The organism is Pseudomonas sp. B1(2018) (assembly GCF_003097365.1).
GTDB lineage: Bacteria > Pseudomonadota > Gammaproteobacteria > Pseudomonadales > Pseudomonadaceae > Aquipseudomonas > Aquipseudomonas laurylsulfatiphila.
The window spans coordinates 122,731-133,374 of sequence record NZ_PYUK01000019.1 but is presented as its reverse complement, the minus strand read 5'-3'; the positions used below and the strand labels follow the sequence as shown (position 1 = coordinate 133,374).

The following is a 10,644-nucleotide window of genomic DNA, read 5'->3' as shown; positions in this document are numbered from 1 at the left end:
GCTGGGCCAATGTACTGAGCAATTGGCCGCGGTTGGTTTTTTTGCGCAAGACCTGGTGGCCTTTAGAGTCCTGGCCATGCAAGTGGAAACTGTGTTTGCCGATGTCGATACCGAGAAGCGTCATCGTGTTCATGAGAGATCCTCCGGCCGAAAACGAGAAAAGCCCTGCAAGCGTAAACCTGCAGGGCTTCTCGGTCAGGCTGACCATCTCATTAAGCCGCCCCGAAGGGCGGCTTTTTCGTTAGCTCAATCCAACACTTACAACTTTGGACCCGCAGCCTTGATCGCGTCGCTCACTTCGAACTTCTTGAAGTTCTCGATGAACAGGCCGGCCAGTGCTTTGGCGGCTTCGTCGTAGGATGGCTTGTCGGCCCAGGTGTTGCGTGGGTTCAGCAGGCCAGTCTCAACGCCCGGTACGGCCACTGGCACGTCGAGGTTGACGGTGTCCAGGTGCTCGGTCTCGGTACCGATCAGCGCGCCGCTCTGGATCGCTGCGATCACGGCACGGGTGGTCGGGATGTTGAAGCGTTTGCCGACGCCATAGCCACCGCCGGTCCAGCCGGTGTTGACCAGGTAGACCTTGGAGCCGAAGCCGCGGATGCGCTTGATCAGCAGCTCAGCGTATTCGCCAGCCGGACGCGGGAAGAACGGTGCGCCGAAGCAGGTGGAGAAGGTCGACTTGATGCCGCTGCCCGAACCCATTTCAGTCGAGCCCACCAGTGCGGTGTAGCCGGACAGGAAGTGGTAGGCCGCTTGCTCTTCATTGAGGATCGACACTGGCGGCAGCACGCCGGTCAGGTCGCAGGTCAGGAAGATCACAGCGTTCGGCTCGCCACCGAGGTTCTTCTCGGAACGCTTGGCAACGTGCTCCAGCGGGTAGGCGGCGCGGCTGTTCTGGGTCAGGCTGACATCGGCGTAGTCGGCGTGCTTGGCGTCGTCGATAACGACGTTTTCCAATACCGCGCCGTGCTTGATGGCTTTCCAGATAACCGGCTCGTTCTTCTCGGACAGGTCGATGCACTTGGCATAGCAACCGCCTTCGATGTTGAACACCACGCCTTCGCCCCAGCCGTGTTCGTCGTCACCGATCAGGTAACGGCTTTCGTCGGCGGACAGGGTGGTCTTGCCGGTGCCGGACAGACCGAAGAACAGGGTCACGTCGCCCTCTTCGCCGATGTTGGCGGCGCAGTGCATTGGCAGTACGTCGGCAGCCGGCAGCAGGAAGTTCTGCACCGAGAACATGGCTTTCTTCATCTCACCGGCGTAACGCATGCCGGCGATCAGCACTTTCTTCTGTGCGAAGTTGATGATCACGCAGCCGTCGGAGTTGGTGCCGTCACGCTCTGGCACGCATTCGAAGTTGGCAACGTTGAGGACCTGCCACTCGTCACGACCCGCCGGGTTGTACTGAGCCGGGTTGATGAACAGGCAACGGCCGAACAGGTTCTGCCAGGCAGTCTGGGTGGTCATCTTCACGGCCAGGTAGTGCTCGGAAGCCGCACCTACATGCACGTGGGAAACGAAATGCTCTTGCGCGTTGTTGAAAGCTTCAACACGGTCCCACAGGGCGTCGAACTTGTCGGCCGGGAACTTGCGGTTGATCGGGCCCCAGGCGATGGCGCCCGTGGTGCTCGGCTCATCAACGATGAAACGATCGACTGGCGAACGGCCGGTACGGTGACCGGTACGAACAACCAGTGCGCCGGTATCGGCAAGCTCGCCTTCACCGCGATTGAGGGCTTCTTTAACCAGATCATCAACACTCAGATCGGTGTACACGGCATTGTTGGCTTGCGTCATGAGGTTCCCCGTCGGCCAGTGGCCGAGTGCTCCAAACGTTTTTGTAGTAGAAAGTCGTGCACTACTACCGCGAAAAAAGTGGGCCGGATTATGCCAGAAAAGCCCAAAAAAAGTAGGCCCCTCCTGTCGTAACGGCGTTAATCCGGCGGTAGCCAGTGAATTTACCTGCGCTGAACCGTTTTAGTGACGGGTATCTGACGGCGTATCGACACCCGCGCCGGCGAACAATTGAGTGACATCGGCGGCATCGAACAGGTAGCGCTGGTTACAGAACTGGCAATCGATTTCGATGTTGCCACCGTGCTCGACCACCAATTGCTGCGCATCTTCCACACCCAGACTGACCAGCGCATTGGCCGAACGTTCGCGCGAGCAGCTGCAACGGAAGCGCAACTTCTGCACATCGAACAGGCGCACCTGCTCGTCGTGGTACAGGCGATGCAACACGGTTTCGTTGTCCAGGCCCAGCAGTTCATCGGCGGTCAGCGTGCCGCCCAGGGTAGTGAGGTGCTGCCAGCTGGCGGCGCGCTCGTCTTCGTCCTTCAAACGGTCGGCAGGCAGCTGTTGCAGCAACAGGCCACGGGCGCGACGGCCGTCGGCGAACAGCCAGAAACGCGTGCCGACTTGCTGGGACATGACGAAATAGTTGGTGAAGCATTCCGACAGGGTGGCGCCGTCGAGGTCGACGATGCCCTGGTAACGCTGGCCCTGAGTCGGGTCGATGGTCAATGCCAGCACGCCGTCCGGCATCAGGTCGGCCAGGGTCGCATCAGGTGCGATACGGTCCGCTTCGTAACGGGCCAGGCCACGGATCTCGCGCTCGCTGGAGCACTCGATCATCAGCAGCGGGATCGGGCCTTCGGAACGGGCTTGCAGAATCAGCAAGCCATCGAACTTCATCGCGCCGACCAGCAACGATGCGGCCGCCATCAGCTCGCCGAGCAGTTGCGCGACCGGCTCCGGGTAGGCGTGTTTGGCCAGGACTTCGGCGTAGCTGAGCTCCAGCGAGACCAGCTCGCCACGGGTGTCGCTGTCATCGAAGATGAAGCGTTGGGTGAAGTCGTTATCCGGTAGGTCAGTCATTAGTCTGGGTATCTGAATGGGTAGCAATGGGTTACAACGGTGAAAATCGCGCGTTGGCAGGCACCGTTGGGTGCGCAAGCTCAGTCATGTCCGGCATTTTAGGAGCAATCCGCGGTTTGCTCCAAGCAAGGGGGCGATGCGCAATCCTTGCCCGCTGATGCTACCGGCCTTTTGGTTATGGCCTATGGATCAGAGGCTGTGGTGATTTTCGACGAGTGGCTGTTTAACCGCTCGATGTGCCGCTGGCGAATCACCCGATATGGTTGCTGATCGGGGCAATTGCAAGAGCCCTTGAAAAGATCGCAGCCTTCGGCAGCTCCTACAGAGGTCCGCTCAGGCCCGTGCAGGAGCTGCCGCAGGCTGCGATCTTTTAGCCATCGTTGCTGCTGCCACGAAACTTGAACAGATCCCGTCGCTGTTTCTTGCTCGGCTTGCCATCGGTGCTCACGCCCAGGGCGCCTGCCTTGCGCTCGGCGGCGGCGTTTTCGCGCTTGGCGACGCTGGCTTCCGTTTCGGCGTACAGCATCTGCGCCTCCGGTGCGCCACGGCGAACGATCGACAACGCCTGGACCACCACCGTGCGCTCCTCGAAACCGGTGCGGATCACAAACTCGTCGCCGACCCGTGGCTCTTTACCCGGCTTGCAGCGTTCGCCCCGGCAATGCACCTTGCCGCTTTCAATCGCCGCCTTGGCCAGGGCACGGGTTTTGTAGAATCGTGCAGCCCACAACCATTTATCGAGGCGGACTTTGTCGTCCTCTTCGTTTTTTTGTGCCATGGGATTTCCTCATTCTGAAATATTGGTGAACTGTACTACCGTTTCTGACGTACCAAGAATTTCACCGGCTCGGATTACAATACCGACATTCCATAACCTCCTTGCGAGGCTGGAAATCCGGGCCGTAGATATCTGTCGCCTTTTAATCATTATTCTGCGTGAATACCGCGAATCCGGCCGCGTGCGGCCCGAGCGGTTTCTACCGGTTGAGCACTTTTGAAGACATTTGACCATTTGACCGTTGTCGGTCTGCGCGAGTGGGTGGCGCTCCCGGATTTGGGAGTCGCCGGCCTTCGGGCAAAAATCGACACCGGTGCCAGCACCTCAAGCCTCCATGCCACGGACATCGAGCTGTTCGAGCGCGATGGTGAGCAGTGGGTGCGCTTTACCGCCCACCTGGGTTCCGTCGTACAACTGCGCCACCGACGCTGCGAAGCACCGCTGGTGACGATGAAAACCATTAAAAGCTCAAACGGTCACGCGCAGGTGCGATACGTGATCAGCACCACCCTGGCCCTTGGTGATCGGGTCTGGCGGGTCGAGTTCACGCTCGCCTGCCGCAAGTCCATGCGTTATCGCCTGCTGCTCGGCTCCAAAGCCCTGATCCACGGCCAGTTGGTGGTCAATCCGGGCATCAAGTATGTACAAGACAAGCCGGTGTTCCCGGTATCTACCTCCTCCACAGGTGTTGCATGAAGATCGCTGTGCTGTCGCGGAACCCGCGTCTGTATTCCACCCGCCGCCTGGTTGAAGCCGGTACTGAACGCGGCCATGAAATGGTGGTGGTCGACACCCTGCGCGCCTACATGAACATCGCCAGCCACAAGCCGCAGATCCACTACCGCGGCAAGCCGCTGGAAGGTTTCGATGCGGTGATTCCACGGATCGGAGCGTCCGTGACCTTTTATGGCTGCGCCGTGCTGCGCCAGTTCGAAATGATGGGGGTGTTCCCGCTCAACGAATCGGTGGCCATTGCCCGCTCGCGGGACAAACTGCGTTCGCTGCAATTGCTGTCCCGTCGCGGAATCGGCTTGCCGGTGACGGGGTTTGCCCACTCCCCCGATGACATTCCCGACCTGATCGAAATGGTCAACGGCGCGCCGCTGGTGATCAAGGTGCTGGAAGGCACTCAAGGCATCGGCGTGGTGCTGTGCGAAACCGCGACCGCCGCTGAGTCGGTGATCGAGGCGTTCATGGGCCTCAAGCAGAACATCATGGTTCAGGAGTACATCAAGGAAGCCGGTGGTGCAGACATTCGCTGCTTCGTCGTCGGGGACAAGGTGATTGCGGCGATGAAGCGCCAGGCCAAACCCGGCGAGTTTCGCTCCAACCTGCATCGCGGCGGCAGCGCGAGCCTGATCAAGATCACGCCGGAAGAGCGCATGACGGCGTTGCGTGCAGCCAAGGTCATGGGGTTGGCGGTGGCGGGTGTGGACATCCTGCGCTCCAATCACGGGCCGCTGGTGATGGAAGTGAACTCGTCGCCAGGGCTGGAAGGGATCGAGACCACCACTGGCAAGAATGTGGCAGGGATCATCATTGAGCATCTGGAGAAGAATGGCGGGCCGAATATGACGCGGACCAAAGGCAAGGGGTAAAAGCAAAAGATCGCAGCCTGCGGCAGCTCCTACAGGGTACGCATTCCCATGTAGGAGCTGCCGCAGGCTGCGATCTTTTCAGCCGTTAAACAGCATCCCGCGGCAACATCAACCCCAACGGCAAGCGCACCCGCGCTTCCAGTCCACCGCCCGAGCGGTTGCGCAGTTCAACATTCCCGCCATGCATCGAAGCAATCCGCTTCACGATCGCCAGCCCCAACCCGGTGCCCTTCCCGCCCCGGGCTCGATCACCGCGGGTGAACGGGTTGAAGATCGCTTCCAGTTCCGACGGATCGATCCCGGCACCACGGTCCATGACGCTCAGCACCACATACGGCGCGCTGGTGTCCCCGGACACGTAGGCCGCCACCTCCACGCCACTGCCGGCATGATGTAGCGCATTGCCGATCAGGTTGTTCAACAGTCGTTTCATCGACACACGACGCAACGGAAACGGCTGAATCGGCTCCAGGCGCAGCCGCACTTTTTCTTCGGTCTGGTTATACGGCGCAGCGACTTCGCGGACCAGGTCGCTCAGGTCTACCTCCTCCACCGACTCGTCGCGCCCGTCACGTATGAACGCCAGGAACTGATCGAGAATCGCGTCCATGTCTTCGATATCGCGCACCATGTCGTCGGTCAGGTCGGTGCGATCGCCCATCAACTCCAGAGACAGACGCAAGCGGGTCAAGGGCGTGCGCAAATCATGGGAAACCCCGGCCAGCATCAGCTCACGCTCGCGACCTGCCTGCTCGACGTCTTCGGCCATCTGGTTGAAGGCGCGGTAAACCTCGGTCATCTCACTCGGCGTATCGCTGATCGGCAGGCGCACACTGCGTCCCTGGCCCAGTTGCCGCGCGGCATACACCAGACGTTTCAACGGTTGATTGAGCTGGCTGACGAAGATCCACGCAGACGCCGTGGACAGCAGACCGATAGCAAGGAACCAGCCGAGCACATTCCAGATTTTCTGGCCACGCAACGGGTGCGGATACAACGGCACTTTCAGCCAACCTTCACCCAGGCTCGGCGCACGAACCCACAATGCCGGGGGAGAATGCATGCGTAGTCGCACTTCGGTGTCCGGCCCCAGCTCGGTCTGCATCTGTCGCTGGTAAATCTCACTGTAAGGCCAATGTTGCTCGCCTTCCGGGACACCGGCGCCCACTACCCGAATCAGGGGTGCACTATCGGCGATCTTGGCGCGGTTCTCTTCATCAGCCGCCCAGTAGGCGCGCAGTACCAGGGCGACACCGTGGCTGTACTGGCGGTCCACCAGCACATCTTCGTTCATCAGCAGATAAACCAGGGTCAGCGCCTTGGAGAAGAGTACGACGATGAGCACCAGCCAAAGGGTGCGGGAGAAGAAGCTCTGGGGGAACCAAACGGGGGTTTTCATGGATAACCGTTAAACACTTGCAGGAGAGAGCGATGCTCGCATATTGCGGTTTGCGAGTCTGCGGACAGGATCGAATGATCCGATGTCCGCACGACCCGCTCCTACAAATCGCCAATCACTTGGTGGCGGTACCATCCGGAACAAACACATAACCCACGCCCCAGACTGTCTGGATGTAACGCGGTTTGGAAGGATCGGGCTCGATCATCCGGCGCAGACGGGAGATCTGCACGTCGATGGAGCGCTCCAGGGCATCCCATTCGCGGCCACGGGCCAGGTTCATCAGTTTGTCGCGGGTCAGCGGCTGACGCGCGTTCATCACCAGGGCCTTGAGTACCGCGAACTCGCCGGTGGTGAGCATGTGCACTTCTTCGCCGCGCTTGAGCTCGCGGGTGGCCAGGGACAGCTCGTAGTCACCGAAGGTCACGCTTTCGTCTTCGCTGCCCGGGGCGCCTGGCACCGGGGCCGACTGGCGACGCAATACCGCCTTGACGCGAGCCATCAGCTCATCCGGGTTGAACGGCTTGGCCAGGTAATCGTCGGCACCCAGTTCCAGGCCCTTGATGCGGCTCAGCTCGTCGCCCTTGGCGGTGAGCATGATGATTGGAATCTGGTTGTTCGCGTTGCGCAGGCGGCGGCAGGCGGTCAGGCCGTCTTCGCCGGGCAGCATCAGGTCGAGGACGACCAGGTTGAACACTTCGCGCGCCAGCAGGCGATCCATTTGCTCGGTGTTCGGTACGGCGCGGGCGCGGTAGCCCTTGCTGACGAAAAAACGTTCCAGCAGGCTGCTCAGCCCCGGATCGTCGTCAACGATAAGAATTTTCTCGCCTTCAGCAGTTTGTGCAGTGCTGCTCATTGGATGCTCCTTTGATCTCGGCGCGCATTATGGCGTAGCTGCCGTTATACGCACCGTGTGCATTGTTAGCAGATTTTTCCTTTAGTGCCAGAAAACCGGCCATTGCACCGGCAACCCGTGATGCCCCCGAACGACAGAACGCTGGTTATAATGCGCGGCCTTTTGTGTCAGGCAACATCAGACAGGTACTACAGGCAGACGCCATTTTTTTCATGGCGTCGGCAGTAATTGTTCGATTTCACGGGTCAACGGGATACCTTTTGATCCAGGTAGCGGCGCAGGCCAGGCCGCTCAACCAGACTCGCCGAGCCCTTATCCTTGAGCCTGCGAGCCTGCTTTCACAATTTGTCAGGTGGTTTTATGGACAGCATCAACAGCCGCATCGCCGAGGAACTCGGTGTACGCCCACAACAGGTCGAAGCGGCCGTCGCGCTACTCGATGAAGGCTCTACCGTTCCCTTCATCGCCCGTTACCGGAAAGAAGTGACCGGCAGCCTCGACGATACGCAATTGCGTCATCTGGAAGAGCGCCTGCGCTACCTGCGAGAACTCGACGAACGGCGCATCAGCATCCTTGCCAGCATCGAAGAGCAAGGCAAGCTGACCCCGCAACTTGAACGCGACATCAAGCTCGCCGACACCAAGACCCGTCTCGAAGACTTGTACCTGCCGTACAAGCAGAAGCGCCGCACCAAGGGCCAGATCGCCCTGGAAGCCGGCCTCGGCGAACTGGCCGACGGCTTGTTCAACGATCCGTCCCTGAGCCCGGAAACCGAAGCCGCACGTTTCATCGACGCCGAAAAAGGCGTGGCCGATGTGAAGGCAGCCCTCGAAGGCGCCAAGTACATCCTCATGGAGCGCTTCGCCGAAGACGCCGGCCTGCTGGACAAGCTGCGCAACTACCTCAAGCAGGAAGCCACCCTCAGTGCCCGCGTGATTGCCGGCAAGGAGGAGGAAGGCGCCAAGTTCCGCGACTACTTCGAACACGACGAACCACTGAAAAGCATGCCATCGCACCGCGCGCTGGCGATTTTCCGTGGCCGCAACGAAGGCATCCTCAGTTCCGCGCTGAAAGTCGGCGACGAACTGCCGGGCACCATGCACCCGTGCGAAGGCATGATCGGCCAGCATGTCGGCATCCAGAACCAGAACCGCGCCGCCGACAAATGGCTGGGCGAAGTGGTGCGCTGGACCTGGAAGGTCAAGCTCTACACCCATCTGGAAACCGACCTGCTGGGCGAGCTGCGCGATGGCGCGGAAACCGAAGCGATCAACGTGTTCGCCCACAACCTGCACGACCTGCTGCTGTCGGCCCCGGCCGGCCCGCGCGCCACGCTGGGTCTCGACCCTGGCCTGCGCACCGGCTGCAAGGTGGCGGTGGTTGATGCCACTGGCAAGCTGCTGGATCACGCCACGGTTTACCCGCACGTGCCGCACAACAAGTGGGACCAAACCATCGCCGTACTCGCCGCCCTGTGCGCCAAGCACTCGGTGGACCTGATCGCCATCGGCAACGGCACCGCCAGCCGCGAGACCGACAAGCTGGCCGCCGAGCTGATCAAAAAATACCCAGCGATGAAGATGACCAAGGTCATGGTCTCCGAGGCCGGTGCATCGGTTTACTCGGCGTCGGAGCTGGCTTCCAAGGAATTCCCGGACCTCGACGTGTCGATCCGTGGCGCCGTGTCGATTGCCCGTCGTCTGCAAGACCCGTTGGCCGAGCTGGTGAAGATCGATCCGAAATCCATCGGCGTCGGCCAATACCAGCACGACGTGTCGCAGCTGAAACTGGCCCGCGGCCTGGATGCAGTGGTCGAGGACTGCGTGAACGCCGTTGGCGTCGACGTGAACACCGCGTCCGTGGCGCTGCTGGCGCGCATCTCCGGTCTCAACGCGACCCTGGCGCAGAACATCGTCAGCCACCGCGACGAGCACGGCGCGTTCAAGACCCGCGCTGCGCTGAAGAAAGTCGCGCGCCTGGGTGAAAAAACCTTCGAACAGGCGGCCGGATTCCTGCGCGTGATGAACGGAGACAACCCCCTGGATGCCTCCGCGGTGCACCCGGAAGCCTACCCGCTCGTGCAGCGTATCGCCGCCGAGACTGATCGCGATATCCGTTCGCTGATTGGCGACAGTGGTTTCCTCAAGCGCCTGGACCCGAAAAAATTCACCGACGAAACCTTCGGTCTGCCAACGGTCACCGACATCCTTCAGGAACTGGACAAGCCCGGCCGCGACCCGCGCCCCGAGTTCAAGACTGCCGAGTTCCAGGAAGGCGTCGAAGACCTCAAGGACCTGCAACTGGGCATGATCCTCGAAGGCGTGGTGACCAACGTGACCAACTTCGGTGCTTTCGTCGACATCGGCGTGCATCAGGACGGTTTGGTGCACATCTCCGCGCTTTCGGAGAAGTTCATCAAGGATCCGCGCGAAGCGGTGAAGGCCGGTGACGTGGTGAAAGTGAAGGTCATGGAAGTCGACATCCCGCGCAAACGCGTGGGCCTGTCGATGCGCATGAGCGACACCCCGGGCGAGAAAATCGACGGCGCTCGCGGTGCGCGTCCGGGGTCGGCGCCACGCCAATCCCAGAACACTGCACCGCGCAAGGAAACCCCGGCAGCCGCGCCGAGCAACAACGCCATGGCTTCGCTGTTCGCCAATGCCAAGCAGTTGAAGAAACGCTGATGGACATTCCCGCCGGGCTGACCGAAAGCGCGTTTTTCAAGCTGCTGGGCTGCCGCTTGCACAGCCTGGAAACCGGGGTGGCGCAAGTCGCCCTGGCGCTGGAGCCCGAACTGCGCAATCGCGGCGGCAAGCTGCACGGCGGGGCCTTGTTCAGCCTGGTGGACATTGCCATGGGGCTGGCCTGCTCCAGCACCCACGGCTTTGACCAGCAGAGCGCGACCATCGAGTGCAAGATCAACTACATCCGCGCCGTCTCTGACGGCGAGGTGATGTGCACGGCGCGGGTGATCCATCCGGGTCGCCGCACCTTGGTGGTCGAAGCCGATGTGATGCAGGGCGACAAACTGGTCGCAAAAGCACAAGGCACGTTCGCTGTCCTGTAGCTAGATGTCATCGATTTGAGTTAATTTCAGCGCAAAGCAACTTGTGGGAGCGGGCTTGCCCG

At 60.8% G+C, this 10,644-nt stretch carries 9 protein-coding genes and 1 pseudogene; 4 read left to right on the top strand and 6 right to left on the bottom strand.

Annotated features, from left to right (window positions below; genetic code table 11):
• The 4 genes and pseudogenes from C9422_RS32660 to C9422_RS25415 all read right to left on the bottom strand — a co-directional run.
• A pseudogene (locus tag C9422_RS32660) lies at nucleotides 1-133 on the bottom strand (IS110 family transposase); the annotation flags it as partial.
• Between the two features lie 125 nt (nucleotides 134-258).
• Nucleotides 259-1,800, bottom strand: coding sequence for a phosphoenolpyruvate carboxykinase (locus tag C9422_RS25425; RefSeq protein ID WP_116582561.1), 1,542 nt, complete (start codon nucleotides 1,798-1,800; stop codon nucleotides 259-261).
• Between the two features lie 180 nt (nucleotides 1,801-1,980).
• Nucleotides 1,981-2,883, bottom strand: coding sequence for an Hsp33 family molecular chaperone HslO (hslO, locus tag C9422_RS25420; RefSeq protein WP_116582560.1), 903 nt, complete (start codon nucleotides 2,881-2,883; stop codon nucleotides 1,981-1,983).
• 370 nt (nucleotides 2,884-3,253) lie between these two features.
• Nucleotides 3,254-3,661, bottom strand: coding sequence for an RNA-binding S4 domain-containing protein (locus tag C9422_RS25415; RefSeq protein ID WP_116582559.1), 408 nt, complete (start codon nucleotides 3,659-3,661; stop codon nucleotides 3,254-3,256).
• A 234-nt stretch (nucleotides 3,662-3,895) separates the two neighbouring features.
• Here C9422_RS25415 and C9422_RS25405 point away from each other — a divergent pair, with 234 nt between their 5' ends.
• Both C9422_RS25405 and rimK read left to right on the top strand, forming a co-directional pair.
• Nucleotides 3,896-4,357, top strand: coding sequence for an ATP-dependent zinc protease (locus tag C9422_RS25405; protein WP_172435679.1), 462 nt, complete (start codon nucleotides 3,896-3,898; stop codon nucleotides 4,355-4,357).
• Nucleotides 4,354-5,259: a 30S ribosomal protein S6--L-glutamate ligase gene (gene rimK, locus C9422_RS25400; protein ID WP_007972871.1), complete on the top strand. Its 906-nt coding sequence runs from the start codon at nucleotides 4,354-4,356 to the stop codon at nucleotides 5,257-5,259. Before C9422_RS25405 ends, rimK begins: the two co-directional genes overlap by 4 nt.
• A gap of 85 nt (nucleotides 5,260-5,344) precedes the next feature.
• Here the strand turns inward: rimK and C9422_RS25395 are convergent, their stop codons facing one another.
• Together C9422_RS25395 and ompR are read right to left on the bottom strand one after the other, a co-directional pair.
• Nucleotides 5,345-6,658 carry an ATP-binding protein gene (locus C9422_RS25395; protein WP_007972872.1) on the bottom strand — a complete coding sequence of 438 codons (1,314 nt, stop codon included), beginning with the start codon at nucleotides 6,656-6,658 and terminating at the stop codon, nucleotides 5,345-5,347.
• 115 nt (nucleotides 6,659-6,773) lie between these two features.
• Nucleotides 6,774-7,514 carry a two-component system response regulator OmpR gene (gene ompR, locus C9422_RS25390; protein ID WP_007972873.1) on the bottom strand — a complete coding sequence of 247 codons (741 nt, stop codon included), beginning with the start codon at nucleotides 7,512-7,514 and terminating at the stop codon, nucleotides 6,774-6,776.
• A 360-nt stretch (nucleotides 7,515-7,874) separates the two neighbouring features.
• Here ompR and C9422_RS25385 point away from each other — a divergent pair, with 360 nt between their 5' ends.
• Together C9422_RS25385 and C9422_RS25380 are read left to right on the top strand one after the other, a co-directional pair.
• On the top strand, nucleotides 7,875-10,199 hold the full coding sequence (locus tag C9422_RS25385; RefSeq protein WP_116582557.1) for a Tex family protein: 2,325 nt from the start codon (nucleotides 7,875-7,877) through the stop codon (nucleotides 10,197-10,199).
• Entirely contained in the window at nucleotides 10,199-10,582 is a 384-nt protein-coding gene (locus C9422_RS25380; RefSeq protein ID WP_007972875.1) for a PaaI family thioesterase, read from the top strand. The genes C9422_RS25385 and C9422_RS25380 overlap by 1 nt, the downstream gene beginning before the upstream one ends.
• The last annotated feature ends 62 nt before the right edge of the window (nucleotides 10,583-10,644 follow it).

Excerpts from the sequence above, each read along its gene's own strand:
- C9422_RS25425 (WP_116582561.1), bottom strand. The coding sequence starts at position 1,800 with ATGACGCAAGCCAACAATGCCGTGTACACCGATCTGAGTGTTGATGAT.
- hslO (WP_116582560.1), bottom strand. The coding sequence starts at position 2,883 with ATGACTGACCTACCGGATAACGACTTCACCCAACGCTTCATCTTCGAT.
- C9422_RS25415 (WP_116582559.1), bottom strand. The coding sequence starts at position 3,661 with ATGGCACAAAAAAACGAAGAGGACGACAAAGTCCGCCTCGATAAATGG.
- rimK (WP_007972871.1), top strand. The coding sequence starts at position 4,354 with ATGAAGATCGCTGTGCTGTCGCGGAACCCGCGTCTGTATTCCACCCGC.
- C9422_RS25395 (WP_007972872.1), bottom strand. The coding sequence starts at position 6,658 with ATGAAAACCCCCGTTTGGTTCCCCCAGAGCTTCTTCTCCCGCACCCTT.
- ompR (WP_007972873.1), bottom strand. The coding sequence starts at position 7,514 with ATGAGCAGCACTGCACAAACTGCTGAAGGCGAGAAAATTCTTATCGTT.
- C9422_RS25385 (WP_116582557.1), top strand. The coding sequence starts at position 7,875 with ATGGACAGCATCAACAGCCGCATCGCCGAGGAACTCGGTGTACGCCCA.
- C9422_RS25380 (WP_007972875.1), top strand. The coding sequence starts at position 10,199 with ATGGACATTCCCGCCGGGCTGACCGAAAGCGCGTTTTTCAAGCTGCTG.